Source organism: Enterococcus sp. LJL99 (genome assembly GCF_054871725.1).
In genome coordinates this window covers 23,322-43,592 of record NZ_JBTXLT010000005.1, presented here as the reverse complement: position 1 = coordinate 43,592, position 20,271 = coordinate 23,322, and the positions used below count along the sequence as shown (strand labels likewise).

Annotated in this window: 20 protein-coding genes; 16 read left to right on the top strand and 4 right to left on the bottom strand. The window is 33.0% G+C overall.

The features are described from left to right. Positions 1-186 precede the first annotated feature (186 nt). Positions 187-1,533, bottom strand: coding sequence for a chromosomal replication initiator protein DnaA (gene dnaA, locus ACYSNW_RS09015; protein ID WP_461744155.1), 1,347 nt, complete (start codon positions 1,531-1,533; stop codon positions 187-189). 844 nt (positions 1,534-2,377) lie between these two features. Between dnaA and rpmH the strand changes: the two genes are divergently transcribed. The 4 genes from rpmH to jag all read left to right on the top strand — a co-directional run bounded on the left by rpmH (position 2,378) and on the right by jag (position 4,836). Next, on the top strand, positions 2,378-2,512 hold the full coding sequence (rpmH, locus tag ACYSNW_RS09010) for a 50S ribosomal protein L34 (protein WP_002356012.1): 135 nt from the start codon (positions 2,378-2,380) through the stop codon (positions 2,510-2,512). Between the two features lie 351 nt (positions 2,513-2,863). Next, a complete protein-coding gene (rnpA, locus tag ACYSNW_RS09005) occupies positions 2,864-3,202 on the top strand; it encodes a ribonuclease P protein component (RefSeq protein ID WP_461744154.1) in 339 nt (112 codons plus the stop codon). Between the two features lie 45 nt (positions 3,203-3,247). Next, positions 3,248-4,048, top strand: coding sequence for a YidC/Oxa1 family membrane protein insertase (locus ACYSNW_RS09000; protein ID WP_461744384.1), 801 nt, complete (start codon positions 3,248-3,250; stop codon positions 4,046-4,048). A 14-nt stretch (positions 4,049-4,062) separates the two neighbouring features. Beyond that, positions 4,063-4,836 (top strand): RNA-binding cell elongation regulator Jag/EloR, encoded by a 774-nt coding sequence (jag, locus tag ACYSNW_RS08995; RefSeq protein WP_461744153.1) that lies wholly within the window; start codon positions 4,063-4,065, stop codon positions 4,834-4,836. Between the two features lie 453 nt (positions 4,837-5,289). Here the strand turns inward: jag and ACYSNW_RS08990 are convergent, their stop codons facing one another. Together ACYSNW_RS08990 and ACYSNW_RS08985 are read right to left on the bottom strand one after the other, a co-directional pair. Further along, complete coding sequence (locus tag ACYSNW_RS08990; protein ID WP_461744152.1) at positions 5,290-5,631, bottom strand: hypothetical protein; 342 nt, start codon at positions 5,629-5,631, stop codon at positions 5,290-5,292. 182 nt (positions 5,632-5,813) lie between these two features. Continuing rightward, positions 5,814-6,116 carry a DUF898 family protein gene (locus tag ACYSNW_RS08985; RefSeq protein WP_461744151.1) on the bottom strand — a complete coding sequence of 101 codons (303 nt, stop codon included), beginning with the start codon at positions 6,114-6,116 and terminating at the stop codon, positions 5,814-5,816. 446 nt (positions 6,117-6,562) lie between these two features. Between ACYSNW_RS08985 and mnmE the strand changes: the two genes are divergently transcribed. Both mnmE and mnmG read left to right on the top strand, forming a co-directional pair. After that, complete coding sequence (gene mnmE, locus ACYSNW_RS08980) at positions 6,563-7,960, top strand: tRNA uridine-5-carboxymethylaminomethyl(34) synthesis GTPase MnmE (RefSeq protein WP_461744150.1); 1,398 nt, start codon at positions 6,563-6,565, stop codon at positions 7,958-7,960. Between the two features lie 13 nt (positions 7,961-7,973). Next, a complete protein-coding gene (mnmG, locus tag ACYSNW_RS08975) occupies positions 7,974-9,884 on the top strand; it encodes a tRNA uridine-5-carboxymethylaminomethyl(34) synthesis enzyme MnmG (protein ID WP_461744149.1) in 1,911 nt (636 codons plus the stop codon). Positions 9,885-10,069: 185 nt separating this feature from the next. On the opposite strand, the gene ACYSNW_RS08970 is transcribed toward mnmG, so the two are convergent. Next, positions 10,070-10,294: a helix-turn-helix transcriptional regulator gene (locus ACYSNW_RS08970; protein ID WP_461744148.1), complete on the bottom strand. Its 225-nt coding sequence runs from the start codon at positions 10,292-10,294 to the stop codon at positions 10,070-10,072. Positions 10,295-10,359: 65 nt separating this feature from the next. Between ACYSNW_RS08970 and ACYSNW_RS08965 the strand changes: the two genes are divergently transcribed. The 10 genes from ACYSNW_RS08965 (at position 10,360) to ACYSNW_RS08920 (ending at position 20,159) form a co-directional block, all read left to right on the top strand. Next, positions 10,360-10,581: a helix-turn-helix domain-containing protein gene (locus tag ACYSNW_RS08965; protein WP_461744147.1), complete on the top strand. Its 222-nt coding sequence runs from the start codon at positions 10,360-10,362 to the stop codon at positions 10,579-10,581. Between the two features lie 762 nt (positions 10,582-11,343). Then, positions 11,344-13,101, top strand: coding sequence for an SdrD B-like domain-containing protein (locus ACYSNW_RS08960; RefSeq protein ID WP_461744146.1), 1,758 nt, complete (start codon positions 11,344-11,346; stop codon positions 13,099-13,101). Positions 13,102-13,651: 550 nt separating this feature from the next. Beyond that, complete coding sequence (locus ACYSNW_RS08955; protein ID WP_461744145.1) at positions 13,652-13,993, top strand: hypothetical protein; 342 nt, start codon at positions 13,652-13,654, stop codon at positions 13,991-13,993. Between the two features lie 91 nt (positions 13,994-14,084). Next, positions 14,085-14,504, top strand: coding sequence for a transcriptional regulator (locus tag ACYSNW_RS08950; RefSeq protein WP_461744144.1), 420 nt, complete (start codon positions 14,085-14,087; stop codon positions 14,502-14,504). A 607-nt stretch (positions 14,505-15,111) separates the two neighbouring features. Next, positions 15,112-15,438, top strand: coding sequence for a hypothetical protein (locus ACYSNW_RS08945; protein WP_461744143.1), 327 nt, complete (start codon positions 15,112-15,114; stop codon positions 15,436-15,438). Positions 15,439-15,442: 4 nt separating this feature from the next. Beyond that, the gene (locus ACYSNW_RS08940) at positions 15,443-15,685 is read left to right on the top strand and encodes a phage holin (RefSeq protein ID WP_461744142.1); all 243 of its coding nucleotides are present in this window, start codon (positions 15,443-15,445) and stop codon (positions 15,683-15,685) included. Then, a complete protein-coding gene (locus ACYSNW_RS08935) occupies positions 15,678-16,442 on the top strand; it encodes a peptidoglycan amidohydrolase family protein (RefSeq protein WP_461744141.1) in 765 nt (254 codons plus the stop codon). The genes ACYSNW_RS08940 and ACYSNW_RS08935 overlap by 8 nt, the downstream gene beginning before the upstream one ends. 639 nt (positions 16,443-17,081) lie before the next feature. Further along, positions 17,082-17,474 (top strand): RidA family protein, encoded by a 393-nt coding sequence (locus tag ACYSNW_RS08930; RefSeq protein WP_461744140.1) that lies wholly within the window; start codon positions 17,082-17,084, stop codon positions 17,472-17,474. A 679-nt stretch (positions 17,475-18,153) separates the two neighbouring features. Then, positions 18,154-18,654: a GNAT family N-acetyltransferase gene (locus ACYSNW_RS08925; RefSeq protein ID WP_461744139.1), complete on the top strand. Its 501-nt coding sequence runs from the start codon at positions 18,154-18,156 to the stop codon at positions 18,652-18,654. Positions 18,655-18,770: 116 nt separating this feature from the next. After that, a complete protein-coding gene (locus ACYSNW_RS08920) occupies positions 18,771-20,159 on the top strand; it encodes a M24 family metallopeptidase (protein WP_461744138.1) in 1,389 nt (462 codons plus the stop codon). Positions 20,160-20,271 lie beyond the last annotated feature (112 nt).

The following is a 20,271-nucleotide window of genomic DNA, read 5'->3' as shown; positions in this document are numbered from 1 at the left end:
CTTTTTGAATAAATTTATGCAGATAAAAAATCGCGAAAGACTTTTGTATTTATATATATAAATATAATAAAAGTAGTAGGGCCTGTTAATTCTGTGGAAAAGTAGTGAAACCAAAGAAAGTTCTAAGTTTTCCACTTGTGCATAACTTGTGGAAAACTTTTCGTTTTTTTTCTATTTGTCCACAATTCAAGAATTTAACAGATTTTTAATTTCATGAATTTCTTTTTGCATTGTCACATCTTTTTCCAGTAATTGTTGAATTTTTTCATGAGCATGGATAACTGTTGTATGATCTTTGCCGCCAAATTCTGCACCAATTTTTGGCAGAGAATTATCCGTCATTTCCCTTGAAAGGTACATTGAGATTTGTCTAGGAACAACAATTGATTTTACACGTTTTTTGCCTTTTAAATCTTTTAACTGGATATGGTAGTATTTTGCGACTTCCTCTTGAATCTCTAAAATAGACAGATGGTGTTTAACACCGATTGATTTCAATGATTTTAGCGCATCAGCAGCTAAACTCGTTGTAATATCTTCACCATTGATGGTTGCATAGGCTTGAACGCGTACTAAGGCGCCTTCTAATTCACGAATATTGGAATCGATTTGGCCTGCAATATAACTGAGTGTATCATCAGGAATTTCAAGACGCTCAGCATCAGCTTTTTTACGCAAAATAGCAATTCTAGTTTCTAAATCGGGTGGAGTTATATCGACTGAAAGTCCCCAAGCAAAACGAGAAACTAATCGTTCTGGTAATTTTGGAATATCATTCGGCGGTCGATCACTTGTGAGCACGATTTGTTTATTTTCATTATATAAATCATTGAAGGTATGGAAAAATTCTTCTAGTGTCGCTTCTTTTTCTGCTAGAAACTGAATATCATCGACCAAAAGTAAATCAACATTTCGATATTCTTCTCGAAACTCTTCTGAGCTTTTTTTCTGAATAGAATTAATAAATTCATTCGTGAATGTTTCACTACTAACATATTTTACTTTAGCATTTGGTTGATTTTGTAACATTTGATGACCAATTGCATGCATCAAATGCGTTTTTCCTAATCCAACTCCCCCATAAAAGAATAGCGGGTTGTAAATAGAGCCAGGATCTTCAGCGACAACGAGAGCCGCAGCATGGGCCATTTGGTTTCCTTTACCGATAACGAATGTATCAAAAGTATATTTAGGATTTAATTGGGCTTTTTTCCCTAAATCTGGTACAGTCGTCAATTCTTCCACAAGTTCTTGTTGTTCTTCAATAATAGACATCGTCTCTTTTTCATCTGTCACAATAAAATGAGGCATTACTTCTGCGCCAGTCAATTTAAATCCTGTTTCTACGATTTTTGCTGATAAATTCTTTTCCCAATAATTTTTATGAACGGCAGAAGGAACTTCTAGCCACAATTGATTATTTTCTAATTTTAATGGCTGAGTAGTTCTTATCCAAGCATCAAAACTAGGTGCAGATAAAACAGACTGGTAAGCTTCTTCTAGGCTTTTCCAGAAACTTTCCATATCGGTCATATAGTGTCCTCCTTAAAAGAATTTTTTATTTATAAAGAAACCTAGGTAGCTATCTGCTGTAAAATAGCGTTGTTTTAAGTCATTGAAAAAAAGTATATGAATGGAGTAAACAGTAAACAAACGCTTGAATTTAGTTCTAGTATTTTGTATTTAGAGAACGCAAAAAACAATAATAACGAATAGTTGCACAATTTTCTTAGAAGTCATCGTCAGAAAGCGCTACTTATGCACCATATAAGCTTGATTTCTAATAAAATTGCTGAAAAATTCGAGAATTCTCATTAATTAATTCCATTACTTTTCAGGTTTTCTGTAAAAATATCTGAAAATACTACATATTAAAACATATCAGCTAGGACCTAGTATAATCCACAAAAAGATAAGCACATAGAATTTTAGCATTTTTTTTCAACTTTTTCCACAGGTAAATTGTGAATTGTGGAAAAAAAATACACAGATGTGTTGAAAGATATCCACAGCCCAATTTCAAATTGTGGATTAATCGTATTTAAGAAACTTATCCACATAACTTTTGTGGCAAAAAAAACCTAGTATAAAGGTATTTATAATAGTTTTCCACAATTTTTACTTGCTATGTGCATAAGTTTTGAACAAGGTGTTTTTATGTGTATAACTGTGGATTAAATAAAAAATAAGTTTTAGATGAGAAAAAAACTATCCACAGTTAAAAATGAAAAATAACAAATTGTGGATAAGTTTTTTTCCAATTCTTCCTAACAAATTTATGAAATTAGATTGACAAATGACTAGTTTACTCGTTATACTATCAAAGTATGTCTATATATATTGATGGATAGTTATAATTTCAGGAGGTGGAACAAAGATGAAAAGAACTTATCAACCAAATAAACGTAAACGTCAAAAAGTTCACGGATTCCGTAAACGTATGAGTACAAAAAATGGTCGTCGTGTTTTAGCAAGCAGACGTCGTAAAGGCAGAAAAGTTATTTCAGCTTAATATGCTGATTTTAGATAACCAAGACAGGCTTAAGAACCCTTTATTATCTTCGCAAACAGCTGTGATGATAGTAAAGGGTTCTTTTTCTATAATAGGTATAGAGAATTACTCCTTGATTAGGATTTAGTTATTGTGTTTGAAAAAGCCTAAATGACTAAGCAGTTTTATGGTTAGATGAAGCTGTTCGACTCGCTTTTTTTCTAGTTAAAAGCTCTTATTTCATTTTTTTTTGATTTAAAGATGTCAGACTAAAAGAAATCTCCGGATATTTTCTATTAAAATATAAAAAAAATAAGTTAAATATGCTATTATTGTAAGAGTAAGTAAAAAGAAAGAATCAAAGGGATACCTATGAAAAAATCCTATAGAGTAAAGAAAGAAAAAGAATTTCAAACCGTTTTTTTTAATAAACAATCGTATGCAAATCGAAAATTTGTTGTTTATCTGCTCAGTAAGCCAGATCAACTTCATTTTCGAGTAGGTATTTCTGTCGGTAAAAAGATTGGAAATGCAGTAACACGTAACGCTGTGAAACGAAAAATCCGCGCATCAATCTATCAAATACAAGAAGGCATTGAACCAGCTTGTGACTTCATTGTGATTGCTAGACCAGGAGTGGAAAAACTAACATCAGAAGAGCTTCAATCAAATTTAATACATGTATTGAAACTTGCAAAAATTTTAAATTAAGAGGGGAATCATTTTGTGAAGAAACAACATAAACGTTTATTATTAATGGCAGGCTTGGTAACGCTTGTTTTTGTTTTGTCTGCTTGTGGCACAGCTCCAATCAGTAAAGATAGTACTGGAATTTGGGATCGTTACATTGTTTTCTATTTTGCTGAAGCAATCAAGTTTTTATCTGTTTCAGGAAATACAGGGATTGGGATCATTTTATTCACATTGATTATTCGTGTGATTTTATTACCGTTAATGCAATTTCAAACAAAAAGTATGCGTAAAACGCAAGAAATACAGCCTAAACTGAAGGCGTTACAAAAACAATATTCATCTAAAGATCCAGAGACACAACGTCGGTTCCGTGAAGAGCAACAAAAATTATATGCTGAAAATAATGTAAACCCATATGCTGGTTGTTTACCATTACTTGTACAGATGCCAATTATGATGGCGCTGTATCAATCAATTTCACGTGTACCAGAATTAAAACAAGGTAGTTTTTTATGGCTAAACTTAGGAAAACCAGATCCATACTTCATTTTACCGATTTTAGCGGCGGTCTTTACCTTTGCAAGTACTTATTTAACGAGTATGAGTCAAGTGGAATCCAATGCTTCATTGAAAGTAATGAATTTCGTGATGCCTGCGATGATTTTCTTTATGGGGATGAACTTGGCAAGTGGGTTATCTCTTTATTGGGTGGTTTCAAATGCCTTCCAAGTTGGTCAAACGATGTTGTTAAATAATCCATTTAAAATAATTAAAGAACGTGAGGAAGCTGAGCGCTTGGTGAAAGAACGAGAAAGAGCACTGAAAAAAGCGCAAAATCCTAAGAAAAAAAATAAAAAGAGGTAAAAGGAGGTTCTAAAATGCCAGTTTATGAGGGGAATACGGTTGAAGAAGCAATAGCGATTGGTCTAAAAGAATTGAATTTGACTAAAGAAAATGCGGAAATTAGCGTAGTAATCGATGCTAAAAAGGGCTTCTTGGGCTTTGGTAAAAAACAAGCACAAGTATCGATTGAACCAACAGTGGCGGAACAAATAACAGAAGCTGTTGAAGAGACAGTAGAAGAAGTAATAATTGAAGATCGAGAAGAAAAATTAGAAGCAGCACTTGAGGCAATTGATAAAGAAGAACAGCCATCAATAACAGGCAACAAAGTTTTAGAAAATTTAAGCGATGAAGAAGCAGTAAAAGAATTGGCGGTTTATTTAACGAATATTTCTAAAGAATTGAATGCGCCAGCGATGGTTCGAGTAGCCAGAGAAGAAGGGTTGATCGTTTTCCATTTAGAAACAAACAAACAAGGAATTTTGATTGGAAAACACGGGAAAGTCTTAAATGCACTTCAATATCTTGCACAAGTATTTATTCATCGTACAGCGGCAAATAAATTATCAGTAGTGGTAAATGTGGGAGACTATCGTGAAAAACGTCAAGCGATTTTACAACGACTAGCTGAAAAAACAGCTGATAAGGTGAAGAAGACAGGCAGACCTGTTTTTCTGGAACCAATGCCAGCTTTTGAACGCAAACAAATTCATTTTACGTTAAGCAAAGATGAGGCGATTCAAACGCATTCTGAAGGGGATGAACCTTATCGCTATCTAGTAGTGGAACCTGCTAAAAAGAACTTTTAATCAACAAGGGAGTATCTGAGAACGATTGTGGAATTCACATTTTTCAGATACTCCCTAATTTTTTTCTTTAAAAATAAGTAGTGCGGTTGTGCAAGAGTAAAAAAGCTTCTTATCTCAACCATGTTAATTGATGGAATTTTTAGAGATATTAAAGTTATTTTTTCAGTTGAAATCCATTTACTTGAAAAAGAGGTTTGTTTTTAACTCTAAAAATACATTGACAAATGAAAAAAAACAAAGTATATTTTATTACGAAATCATTCTTATCAACGTGTAAAATACGATGATAAAGTAGTTGAAGCAATTTGCTTCTTCCAGCCTGGTTCATATGAATCAGGTTTTTTTATGGTCATTTTTACGGTAACTAAAAAACCAAAATCTGTCCAAAATCAAAAGCTGATTTTAGGAAATTTTGGCTTAGTTTCGTGAATTAGTAACTAGCTAGGACTATCCTTACCCAATAGTTGTTTGAGTAAATTGAACGACTGTCCCATAAGCAAAGATTTCTACGACCCATTTACCTTGATATTCTACGTATTTTTCTTCAAAATGACAGTTAATCACTGCATCGGCTTCATATTCAAAAGCAATCTCTTTTAATTGACGATAAACACCACTAAAGACTTCATTCGGGTTGACTTTAGAAGAGAATAAGTCTGTTTCGATTCGATCTGTTGCAAAAATAATATCTCGAACGATATATTTTTTATTTACATTTCCAGTAGATAAAGTGATTCCATTTAAACGATTTTCTAAATCTACCTCAGTCAGTTCATTTGTTTGTGATTTTTTCATATAAAATCCCTCCTAAAAAAGTCTTTTCTTACTTTTTATTTTACGCATATAAAGAGATAATTGCAAAATTAATGCTGAAACTAATAATTTGAATGATAAAATAAATAATAGTAAAAAAGTTGTTTGCTTAGAACAGATAGATATGAAATAAAATAAGAAAGTTAGGTTGCTTTTATCTTAGGTTACATAAGTCTTGTGTGGCTAACTTTCCATTGCTCAAGTTTGATATGTAGCCAAAAACTGTAAATACCTAACGTAATGATTGTTAATAATAACCACTTGATCCAATTTCCAAATAGTCCCATTGCTGTACCTGTAAATTGACAACGGCGCCCATCAATAACCGTATGCTCTATTTTCCAACGATACATGATGCAAATTCCCCATGGCGCACAAATACCGAATGTTACAACAGTTATAAGCCAAGCAATAATTGCGGTAACGACATAACTAGCAAGTCCACCATCAAAAAAAGATTGTCGCATTTTTTTCACCTCTCTTTCCTTATGTTATTTTAATTATACTAAATTATTAAAAGAAGTGATAGATAATATTTTTGTTTGTTATATATTAAGGGACGTCAAAAAAATTTCTTGTGTATCATACAAACATTTTTTTTACATGTTTTTAAATAAGTTCGTTCATGCTATTCGACTAAATGAACGTGTATCGATTGAAAAATCTTAGTTTTGAGTCAGTTTAGCCGAAACATTTTGTCTCAAAATTTTTGAAAGAAGTTGCTAAATCAATAAAAATGTGCTATCCTAATCCAAGAATTTAATAGGAATTTACGCAGTGAAAGGGCTAAATCCAACCTGAAAAAATAGGGGTGGAGTGGGCGCTTTTTTTGTAGTTTATACGTCATTAAATAAAAAATCTTTAACCTAAAAACAGAAGTGTTTAGACTGTTAATAATGAAAGGAAGAGATCTGTGCAACAAGTAACTTTAGAATTTGATACGATTGCAGCAATTTCCACCCCACCCGGAGAAGGGGCAATCAGTATAGTTCGTTTAAGTGGCGATCAAGCGGTTAAAATTGTCGATCGAGTTTATACGTGTGGTCAAAAGAAATTAAATGATATGCAGACACATACCATTCATTATGGGCATATTGTTGATCCAAAAACGGATGAAGTAGTAGATGAAGTGATGGTGTCATTGATGCGCGCGCCAAAGACATTCACTCGAGAAGATGTTGTTGAAATTAATTGTCATGGCGGAATCGTAGTTGTGAATCAATTATTACAACTACTTTTAAGAGAAGGTGCACGTTTAGCTGAACCAGGTGAATTTACCAAACGTGCTTTTTTAAATGGACGTATGGATCTTTCACAAGCTGAGGCGGTCATGGATTTGATTCGTGCAAAAACAGATAAGGCGATGAGCGTTGCGTTACATCAATTAGATGGCAATCTTTCTACGTTGATTCGCTCATTACGGCAAGAAATTTTAGAAACGTTAGCACAGGTTGAAGTCAATATTGACTATCCTGAGTATGACGATGTGGAAGAATTGACGACCAAGTTACTTTTAGAAAAAGCAGGATTTGTCAAAGCTCAAATCGAAGGCTTGTTAACAACGGCAAAACAAGGAAAAATCTTGCGTGAAGGCTTAACAACAGCAATCATTGGACGACCGAATGTTGGAAAATCAAGTTTATTGAACCATTTACTACAAGAAGAAAAAGCAATCGTTACAGACATTGCTGGTACAACACGAGATGTGATTGAAGAATATGTCAATGTTCGTGGTGTCCCATTAAAATTGATTGATACAGCGGGAATTCGTGAAACGGAAGATATCGTTGAACGAATCGGCGTTGAACGGAGTCGCAAAGCATTAGCAGAATCAGAGCTGATTTTACTTGTATTGAATCAAAGCGAACCGTTAACAAAAGAAGATAAACAATTACTTGAAGCAACAGAAGGCTTAAAACGGATTATTTTGTTAAATAAAACGGATTTACCAAAAAAATTAAGAGAATCTGAATTAGCTCCCTGGATCAAAGCCGAAGAAATTTTACCGGTTTCTGTTCTTTCGAATACAGGAATGGATGCGTTAGAAGTAAAAATTGCAGATTTATTCTTTGGTGGAGAAACGGAAGACAAAGATGCGACCTATGTTTCCAATACTCGTCATATCGCATTATTGGACCAAGCAGTTTTAGCTTTGGATGAAGTAATAAATGGTATTGAATTAGGGATGCCTGTCGATTTAGTACAAATGGATATGACACGCTGCTGGGATTATTTAGGTGAAATCGTAGGAGATAGTGTTCAAGATGAATTAATCACGCAATTATTTAGCCAATTTTGCTTAGGAAAATAGAGAGGAAGAGTCGATGAACCAATTTAAAGCAGATACTTATGATGTAATCGTGGTCGGTGCTGGGCATGCTGGATCAGAAGCTGCGTTAGCTTCTGCTCGGATGGGCAGTAAAACTTTACTTTTAACAATCAATCTAGATATGGTTGCCTTTATGCCGTGTAACCCATCGGTTGGTGGACCAGCCAAAGGAGTCGTTGTTCGAGAAATTGATGCTCTAGGCGGCGAAATGGGACACAATATAGATAAAACATACATCCAAATGCGGATGCTCAATACAGGAAAAGGCCCCGCAGTCCGCGCGTTGCGCGCCCAAGCGGACAAACACGCGTATGCTTCTGAAATGAAACACACCATCGAAAAAACGGAGCATCTAACGCTTCGTCAAGGAATCGTAGAACGGTTGATCGTAGAAGACGGTATTTGTAAAGGTGTGGTCACTACAACAGGTGCTCAATACTATAGTAATGCTGTGATTATTACTGCTGGGACAGCTCTTCGCGGAGAAATTATTATTGGTGAATTAAAATATTCTTCCGGTCCAAATAACTCATTACCATCAATCGGTTTAGCGGATCATTTAAAAGAATTAGGACTTGAAATGGATCGTTTTAAAACAGGGACGCCACCAAGGGTAAAATCAAGTTCCATCAATTATTCAGTGACTGAAGAACAGCCTGGGGATGAAAAACCAAATCATTTTAGTTTCGCAACACCTGATAGCGCGTATAATTTGAACCAACAACCTTGCTGGTTAACTTATACAAATGAAGGAACACACGAAATTATTCAAAACAATTTACATCGTGCCCCTATGTTTACTGGAATTGTTGAAGGGGTTGGCGCACGTTATTGTCCATCAATCGAAGATAAAATCGTTCGTTTTTCGGATAAACCGCGTCATCAATTATTTTTAGAGCCAGAAGGTTTAAATACCGAAGAAGTTTATGTTCAAGGGTTATCGACTTCATTACCAGAAGATGTTCAATCAGAAGTTCTTCACTCGATTGCAGGTTTAGAAAAAGCTGAAATGATGCGTACAGGTTATGCGATTGAATACGATGTAGTCGTTCCTCATCAACTACGTCCGACTTTAGAAACAAAAGTAATCGAAAATTTATTTACGGCAGGACAAACAAATGGTACAAGTGGTTATGAAGAAGCTGCTGGACAAGGATTAATCGCTGGAATTAATGCTGCGCTTAAAGTTCAAGGTAAAGAACCCTTTGTTATGAAACGCAGTGATGGATATATTGGTGTTATGATTGATGATTTAGTAACAAAAGGAACTAATGAACCGTATCGATTATTAACTTCACGCGCAGAATATCGATTGATTTTACGTCATGATAATGCTGACTTACGTTTAACTGAACAAGGACATGAAATTGGTTTGGTAAAAGAAGACCAATATCAAGCTTATCAAACAAAAAAAGCAGCGGTTGAAAAAGAAATTGCTCGTCTAGCTTCAGTTAGAGTCAAGCCTACGCAGGAAGTACAAGACTTTTTAGCAGCGAAAGGATCAGTTCCATTAAAAGATGGTGTTCTTGCGAGTGACTTCTTAAAACGACCTGAAATGACCTATCATGAAGTCCTGCAATTTATCCTGAAACCAGAAGATGAATTGGATGATAAAGTGATTGAACAAGTCGAAATCCAAATTAAGTACGAGGGATACATCAAAAAAGCCTTGGATAAAGTGGAGAAACTAAAACGCATGGAAGCCAAACGCATTCCTGAAAACATTGATTATGAAGCCATCAATGGATTAGCAACAGAAGCGAAACAAAAACTACAAAAAATCCAACCCGAAACAATTGCTCAAGCAAGTCGAATCAGTGGTGTTAATCCAGCTGATTTGAGTATTTTAATGGTTTATATCGAACAAGGGAAAATTGCAAAAACCACTTCTAAAAATGAAGCTTAGCAAGAGATTTACCTTCTTTGAACTAGAAAAGAATACCATTTTTTCAAAGCTTCGTATTGAACGAAAGCTATCTAATTAAGAGTTATTATGATTGATTTGAAAAGTAAAAAATAGCCCAATAAAAAAGAAGTCAACAGCCATTACGTTCCTAACGTCGCTGTTGACTTTTTTTATTGATACTTTTTTCAATCGTCATTAATAAAGCTGAAAACCTCCTCAATTCTCATCTGAAAAATTTTTGCTATATTGTATGCAATCAATAGAGAAGGATTGTAACGATTTTTTTCTAATTGGGTGATAGTTTGCCTAGAGACCCCCACTTTACTAGCTAATTCTTGTTGTGATATTTTGAATCTCTTTCTATAAAAATAAATATGGTTATCAACTGATGATTGATTCTCTTTTTTCATATGTCTTCAACTAATATAATTTAATTTTTACATAAAGTTATTCATAATAAAAACAGGTGATGAAGATGACATATAAAAATATTCGTTCAATCAGAGAAGATAATGATATGACACAGCAACAAATGGCAGAGCTATTAAATGTTTCTCAAAATACTTATTCTCAATATGAAACTGGAAAAATTGATTGGACGGCTAGTACATTAATTAAGATAGCTGATTACTTCGATGTAAGTGTTGATTATTTGCTAGATAGAACAAAGTTTAAAAATAATAAACTAATATGGTGAGAAAATTAGACGAAATAGATATGTATAATAAAGAATTTTTTAAAAGAAATACAGAAAGAGAACAGTATAAATTTTCTATAGATAGTTTATCAAATCCGTTAATAATGAAAAAATAGTAATCACTTTTGTTCTATGCCCTAAAACTAAATAAATATCATAAAATAATCAGACTCTCGATATTTTCCTCTCCATCATTCATTGCAAAGAGCGCAATAACTGATGGTTCGTTCGTCCAATTGATCAATTCTATACGATTGTTTTATGACCTTGATAAACGGTAGGAGCAGAAGCAACTCCTACGGAATAAGCGACAACTCACAAAAATTTGAAAAACACCAGGTAAGAATGATTCGACATTGAATCGAAACCGTTCGTGTTTCTTGTTAATTTTGTGAGTTATTGCTTTTTACGACGTATCGTTTATTTGTATAAGTTTTTTTTAAGGTTTTTATATAAAAAACAAACATTTTTTCTGTTATATATTAATATTTTATTTCAAAATGAGGATATATTTTATCTAATAATCTTTATTTTTTCACTTTACAAAAATGATTTATTGTTTTGTGTTAAAATTTAATTAAAAGAATATGGAAAATGTTTTTTTATGATTAAATAAATGATATTATCTAAGTGGATTCGGAATATTTTTTAGCAATTACTCTTAGAATTTAAGTGAATGATGGGGGAAATATTTATTTTTATTTAGTTGTTTTAGAGTATTTTATTTCGGGTTTATATTTATGATACTAGGGGTGGAGAAAAATGAAAAAGTTATTGTTGTTAGTTTCTATTTTGTTGGTTAGTTTGGTTTTGTATAGTGGGCAAACAGCGGAAGCCGCAATTGATTTACCTGTACGAACGATTACAGGGACAAGCTTTCAAGATTTAAATAATAATGGTGTGTATGATCGTTTGCAGATGGAAATACCACTAAAAGAGGTGAAGGTTTCTCTTTATAAAACTTTAAATGAGGCACAAAATGAATCCAAACCAGTAGCGGTTCAAACAACTACATCATTAGGCAGCTATACGTTTACCAAATTAAAAAAAGGAACGTACTATATTCGTTATCAAAGTCTTAGGGAAGATTATAAAGTAAGTGCCATAGAAAAGAGCATTTTTGATGGAAGTGGTATTATTACTGTACGATTAACGGATAAAGAGATGGTTTTCACACAAGATTTACCATTAAATAAACAAACGAATATCAATGTTTTCCCTTTTTCGGATCATAATCAAAACGGCATAAAAGATGAAGGCGAAGAATTGATTGATGGTAAAACTATGATTATTTTAGAGTTGAAAAAATTCAAGAAGGCACTTCAAAGTAATTCATTAGAAACGATTGATGTCAATCGTGTGATTTCAAGTGCCTTAAAAGATGGGAATGTAGATTTAACAGATGGAATCTACTTACGTACGTCAGCAAATCAACAAGGAATTATTATGCCTAACGTTGACAATGGTGTTTATGTAGTAATTCGTTCACCATTTAATTTAACATTAAAAGATTCTTTGGAAAACACGGATCGAATCAAAGCAATCATTGAAATGCTTAGTGGAGGAGATATTCAGTCTGTGTTAAATAATGCCACTTTACTTAATAGTGGAGATATTAATACAAATAATGATAATACGTATTTACAATCTTTATTTACAATTTTCCCGAAAATATATGATGAAGCAAATAAAATCAATTATGAAAAAGTGCTTGGAGAAGATCATGCTAAAACTGTAACAGATACATTGGGCTATTTAAATAAAACCAATACGCTATTAGCTGAAAACATGCCAGTTTTTCGATTGGCAGTTGTGGATTATTATGGAAATGCGTATGATTTTACAGGATTAAAGGTTAAGAAGACGAATGATTTATTTTTTGGAATCAAAGAATACGGATCTATTAAAGGGTCTGTTTTCGCAGACAATACTGGAGAAGGAAAAAAAGGAAAACTAGATTTAGCGGGTTCAAATAGTCGTGTCATTGTTTATAATGAAGCTGGCGAAGAGCTAGCTAGTACAAAAACGACAACAATCGCGCAAGGGTATAATTTACAAAAATTACCATATGATACACCACTATTCTTAGCTATTGAAACAGATAAACCTTATTATCCAATGGTTGAAAAGGCCACATTACCTGTTCAGTTACAGGATAAAAAAATAGTTGGTAGTTATTATATTGATAGTAAAGCTGCTGAAACAATGATTAATCAAAATATCGGAGTTTTAGCAAAAAACTCAGAAGCTATTTCGGCTAGTATCAAATCGATTGATGAAGAGCAACAATTTGCTAAGGTAAGTTTTAAAAATACAGATAAGATCAATGATACAACCGTTACTTATGTATTAAATGATCAAGTAGTAGAAACTTTTGTCTTAAAAAAAGCCCCATTAATAGGGAGTTCTAAGGCAATAGAAAAAAGCATGAATTATACAAGACCACTTAATCAAAATGAATTACAGGTTTTATGGAAAAAAGGTGTTTATACCATTGAGTTAACACCGTTGATTTTTTAGAGCTAATTGATTGAAGAGCGATAAATCTCATAGGTAGATTAATCATTCTAAATTAGGCTGAATGAACAGGTAAGTATTTGAAGTATAGATAAGTTTAGTAGAAGCATTAAGTCTAAGTTACAAGAATAAACGGAAAACCACAGAAATTTTTGTGGTTTTTCGTTTATTGCCATCTAATAGTCAATTTTAGAGTATGAGACAAAAGTGAGTGTTACTTTTGTTTCATACTCTTTTTTGTTTTATCCAAGTTTCATTAACGAGTTGTTTCATGTGAAACACTTTAAAAAATGACAATTTTACAATTGTTTAAATTCCATCAAGTACATGATTTTACTGTCTCGTAACAACTGAATTTTTCTGTACCTTATTTTATCAAGTAATGAAAGTAAAAGTTGAAAATATAGTGGGAGTTTTTTGGGAGTCTGTTGATAGAAAAATGGCAGTTTTTTTGAACAAAAATGTAATAAAATTAGACTACGTTAGTTTTAAGTGATCAAAAAGTTATTTAAAGTTGACTGTTTTTGAAATGAAAAAAGTGGAGTGATGAAGTGTGCGTATAGTAACGATGGAAGAATTTTGGACAGTTGTTGATGAATTACGAGCGAAAAAAGGAATGAGTTGGCGCGAATTGACTAGTGGAAATACAAAACTAGCGGTAAGAAAAACGTGGAATCTTTCTCTAGAAAATATTTTTAGTATTCAAAAGAAATTAGATGTCACCCTTATTAAGAATGTTGACCGTGACGAAGTTCTTTTAAATGAACTAATTCAGAGAGATCCAGCTACATCAGAAAAAATGAATCAAATTTATCAATGGATTTGCACCGAAAACTGGATGAGAAACGAAGAAATAGTTGAAAAGGTCCAAAATCTAGCTAAAACAATCATCTAATAAGAATAGTATCTATAGAAAACGTTTAAAAGAGAATTTTTTTATTTTGACTATTAGAAAAAGAGAGAAGCGAATGAGAGAGGAAAATAAAATGAAAAAAGCAACATTTAATTATGTCAAGGAAATTGTAGCTGATTACCCAAGAGTTGATGAGTATATTAAACAACGACAAGAAGAACTGAGATATCCTTATCGAGAAAATGATTTAAATGCGGGAATTAAAGCGAAACATGGTAACTATGATGTACAGGACTATTTAATGATTACTATTGAACAGGATCAACGCTTAGCTGCTTTGGAGCGTAATAAACGAGTGGTTTCTATGGTTTTAGAAGAATGTTGTGAAGACACCAAAGTGATTATCCAAGAATTATACATGCGAAGAATGCCTAAATATAATATTCAAGGATTAATTACTAATGGTTTGATTTTTGTTGGTAGAACAAAGGCGTTTGAGTTACGTGATCAATTTTTTTTAATGGTAGCAAAAGATTTAAATTTAACGATTTGATGTAGAGTTAAGAAAATAATTCGTAAGTTCACTCAGAATAAAAAAATTACTGTTTAAATTACCAATTTTCCATAGTATATAAATTACAACTAATTGTGAACGATATGCGGATTTTAGAGGTTCGATTTCGATATATGATTGTTCTATCAAGAAAAGAGTTAACAATTCGAAAGCTAAGGAGTTCTTTTCTTGAACTACTGATTATTCCTTTCTAACTAGTTTTCATTAATGAAACTAAAAGTACATTTAAAAATTCGGATGATAACCGAATTTTTAACTTAATTTTTCAAGCTAAAATGATATCATCGAAAGTTTCTAATAAAGCACAGACTGATGGAAGCGCAAAAATGAAAATCGATTATCTTCCAGTCAAATGTGCCAAACAGTAAACATTCGTCTCTCTTGATTGTTGAGAATAGTAACTATTTCAGTATGTTTCATTAGAAAATTCCGGCAGATGATTTTTAATCGATTCGAACACCCTGATTAAATTGTTTAAAAATCTATCTACGTTTATATAGATCACGATATGGCGATCGCATATCAAAAAGGGTATTAGAAACTGTTTGTTAGTAAAAGCGGTTAAATGTAGGAAAGGGGAGAAATGATGAAGTTTTTAGGTTTTACAATTGCAGAAGTTGCGGCGCTAATCGCTATTTTAGGCTCATTAGGAGCTTGGTTGATTTGGATTGGAAAAAAAGCGTATGAAGCAATTAAGAACAACATTTCAGATCCCATTAAGAAAAATCTTGATGGGTTATCTGAAGCCATTACCTATTTATCAGAAAACGTAGCGAAAGAAACAAGATTATTGCATGAACGGTATTCTGAAGTCGTAGATAAATTAGAGGATCACGAAGAAAAAATTGGCGATATTGAAGATAGCGTCATAAAACATGATGAACGAATCAAAACATTATTTAGAAAGAAGTGAGAATATGGAAAAAATATCATCTGAAACGATTGCTAGAACAATTATTTTAGTTTTAGCATTGATCAATCAAATTTTGGCTATCGCAGGAAAAGGCACCCTTGATATTGTCGATGAGACTATTTATCAAGTGGTGTCTTTATTATTTACAGTTTTTTCTACCTTATTGAATTGGTGGAAAAACAACAGTTTTACACAAGCGGCCATCAAGGCAGATACTTTTTTGAAGGAGGAAAAGAAAAATGAGTGATTTAAACAAAATGATTCACTGGATGACGGAGCGAAAAGGGAAAGTAACGTATTCGATGAATGCGCGATTAGGTCCAACTAGTTATGACTGTTCAAGTGCCGTTTATTTTGCATTAATTGCGGGTGGTTTTTTATCTGCGAAGACAATCGGAAACACGGATTCACTTTTTACGCATCTTGAACAAGCGAATTGGAAAAAAATTCAATTAGATGCGACTGGCAGTTATCCAGCTAAAAAAGGCGATATTTTTATTTGGGGACAGCGTGGTGCTTCTGGAGGCGCAGCAGGACATACAGGTATTTTTGTTGATGACAACGACACAATTATCCATTGTAATTATGGGCATAACGGAATTTCAGTGAATGATCATGATGCTATTTGGTCTTTAAATGGTTGTCCAGCCGTAACTATTTATCGTTATTCGCCGAAAACTTCACAAAATACGACAGCACCAGCAAGTAAAAGTCCAGCAAACAAAGTAGAAAATAAACCAGCTTCAACCTTAATTACCATGCGAGGTACCTTTTACCCTAACCAGAAGTTGCCAGTTAGTGCGGATACTAACCCCGATGATAAAACTAGTCCTGCTTTGGATTATTATTTACCAGGAATGGCGATTAATTACGATTCCTATATCTCAAGCAATGGATATGTTTGGATTAGTTATATTAGCTATAATGGTCATCGACGTTATATTGCAGTTGGTCCAGATGATGGAAATACAGCAACTACTTGGGGCAGAGGCTTTTTTAATTAACAATGAAGTAAAATATAGTTGGCAAACGAATAGGTTTGAGAGAGTGGCGTCTTGTTTCGATTATACTTGGGGAAACTGAGTCAATGCTGTAGGTAGAGCATTACTTGGATTTCGGAGCTTGCCGGAGTAAAAATAGTTACAAGCTAGAAATAAAGTAAAGTAGCGATTGAAAACAAATCAATATAGCTACCTTTTTTCATAAGCTACTTAACTAAACTGTGGGTGGAATTGAAGTGCTTATTTCGGTAAGCGTTACTTCTACTCCCACTGTTTGTCTTCTTTCACTAACATTTATTAATAAAAACAAAATCAACTCAAAACAATGAAACTCTATCTATTTTAAAATTATTTTATAAAAAATAAAATAACTTCTGTATTAAAACAAATATTAGTACGAAAGAATCCATTTTTTTTACATAAAAAATTCATATTTTCTGGTTATTATATATACATACCAACAAACAACCCTAACAAAACACTTTTTCATTTTTAACTCCTTTCCCGTCCTACCCCTATAGGACGGGTATTTTTTTATTTAAAATAACAGTTCATGTTACTAGAAAAAAATAGCTAAGATTCTTTTTTTAAAAATTATTTGAGACTATGTTATAGTGAGAAATAGAAATGGAGGTCAAGCGAATGAAAACAAGTAGAAATCCTAAAACAGTCCATCCACCTTTAGGTGCGTATGTCCATCAAATTGAGGTAACTGGAAATAATCGCTGGTTAAATTTATCTGGTCAAGTAGGAATGGATATCGATAAGCACATACCAGAAAATGTAGCTGAGCAATTTAAACTAGCGCTACACAATCTTGCTTTGAATTTAGAAGCAGCGGGAATGAGCGTAAAAAATTTAACTAAAATGGTGTTATACTTTGTTGATCCAATTGATTTAGAAGTAAGAACCAAAATTTTGACTGATTTCTTAGCTGGAACAGAAGTCTGTATGACATTATTATATGTCAAAGCATTAGCCGCTCCGACGATTAAACTTGAAATTGATGCTTGGGCTAGTAAAGAAATAGATTGATATTTTATGATGTCTTAAGAAAATCCTCTGAAATTAAATGATTTTTCGACATAAATTCTTCATATTTATCTTTTAATATGTATGTATACCAACAAACAACCCTAACAAAACACTTTTTCATTTTTAACTCCTTTCCCGTCCTACCCCATAGGACGGGTGTTTTTTTGTAGATAAATATAGTATCAAATGAATGACATCCAAAGAATAACTAGGGGCTTAAAATATATCAAAAATTTTTTGTATATTTCAAAAGATGAAAGTGATGTAAAAGCAAAAAAACTTTTTCCAAATCTTATTTTTATTTTTTAAATTTATTGTAATCAATTACGAATAGTTTAGTGAATTGCTTAGCTCTATATCTTCTGTCTGGAAAGATGAGTAGATTAGTTTTGACAATCTTTACAATGCTTTAATAAAATCATCCGAAATTAGATGATTTTTCGACATAAATTCTTCATATTTATCTTTTAATATATATGTATACCAACAAACAACCCTAACAAAACACTTTTTCATTTTTAACTCCTTTCCCGTCCTACCCCCATAGGATGGGTATTTTTTTTGTAATTGGGAATTCAGCCCATATTGATAGGAGTTTTTTCAAGAAATTGAGTGTTTTCTTCTTTTTTTGTTATACTTTTATTGTGAATAGAAAAGTAGGAAGAAGGGAAAGTTAATAATGATTATTCGTCATGCGGTTGAAGAAGATTTAAACCAAATAATTAAAATAGAGCAAGAATGCTTTCTAGAAGAGGAAGCAGCAAGTAAAGATGCATTTATCGAACGTTTATCAATAATTAGTGATAGTTTTTTTGTTGCAGAAGAAGATGGGAAGATTCTAGGATATATCAATGGACCAGTAATTGATGCTGAGTTTATCACAGATGATCTTTTTGAAACAATCCAAAAAAATCCCGTTTCTGGAGGCTATCAAAGTGTTTTGGGCTTAGCTGTTTCTAAAGAATATCAACATCAGCAGATTGCGAGTCAATTGTTAGATACGCTCTATCAATCTGCTTGTGTAAACCAGCGTAAAACAGTCACACTCACTTGTAAAGAAGAATTAATTCCATTTTATAAGAAAAATGGTTATGAAAATCTAGGACTGTCTGCTTCTACTCATGGAGGGCAGCGATGGTACAATTTAGTGAAAGAAATTTCAGCTAATGACTCTGTTTAATTCAAGTTTTTTTATCCAAACCAAGAGTATATAACTAGTTAAGACAGAAAGGCACTTTTTTCAGAGTTTTACTTTTGTTTCAACTCTCAAAATAAAAATCAGGACGGAGATTTGTAATGAATAAAAAAATTGTTTTAGAAGAAGTAAAAGAACCAATGATTTTTAAAGGAATTGCCCCAGCATTTTTATCAGATGAAACGATGGCAGAGCGAAAAAATAAGCTGTTGCAGGCAATGAATACTGAAAACTTTGATACATTAATCATTTATGCCGATAAAGAGCACGGAGGGAATTTTGAATACTTAACAGGGTTTATTCCACGTTTTGAAGAAGCACTTTTAGTATTAGAAAAAAATGGAGAAGCGACACTGATTTTAGGGAATGAAAATTTAAAAATGGCTAAGGTATCCCGTTTAGCGAATGAGCTAGTCCATACCCCACTATTTTCATTACCTAATCAACCGATGGAAAATGAACGAGCACTAAGTGATATTTTTAAAGAGTTAGGCTTAGCAGGGAAAAATAAAATCGGTGTAGTTGGTTGGAAAATGTTTACAACAGTGCATTCGGATCCTAAAGAGCATTTTGATTTACCTTATTTTATGATGCAAGCTTTAATCGAGTGTTGCCAGGAACAGGTGGTGATTCAAAATGCTACCCATTTACTGATTGGAGGGTTAGATGGTGTTCGTACCGTTCATAATGCGAATGAATTAGCGCATTATGAATATGGCGCTAATTTAGCTTCAACTTGTATTTTAACAGCAATGAATGCAGTAGATGTGGGCGTTACTGAAGCTGAATTAGGAAATTTATTAACTGCTGAAGGTCAGACAAATTCAGTTGTTACGATTGCAGCAACTGGTCAACGATTTGAATTTGCTAACGTCTATCCAACTCATAAGGCAGTGAAATTAAGTGATCCACTATCTTTAACGACAGGGTATAAAGGTGGTTTATCTAGTCGGACTGGTTTTGTTGTAGAAAATGAAGCTCAATTACCAGAAAATCAAAGTGATTATTTAGAACGAATGGTAAAACCCTATTACCGTGCAGTAGTAACTTGGTTAGAAACGATTAAAGTCGGAATGTCTGGGCAAGAAATGTATCAAAATATTGAAACTGTTTTTCCTAAAGAGAATTATGGTTGGCACTTGAATCCAGGTCATTTAGTGGCAGATGAGGAATGGATGTCTTCTCCTATTTATCCAAACTCTAGTGAAAAATTGAAAAGTGGGATGATTTTACAAATTGATATTATTCCATTGGTTGCAGGTTATACAGGAACCAGTGCAGAAGAGTGCGTGGCGTTAGCAGATAAAGAATTACAACAGCAACTAGCGTCAAATTATCCTGATATGTGGCAACGAATCCAAACTAGAAAAGAATATCTTCAAACAGAGTTAGGTATTCAATTAAGTGAAGATGTTCTCCCTTTGTCTAACACTGTGGCTTATCTTCGTCCATTTTATTTAGCGAAAAATAAAGCTCTTCGTGTTTTGTAGAAATTTACTCTTTTAATTAAAATAAAGTACTCGATTGTTTGTGTTAAACTATTTTAGACGTGGTGTTACACGTGAAACATTGTTGAAGGAAACTAGGTTGGGGCTGAAAATA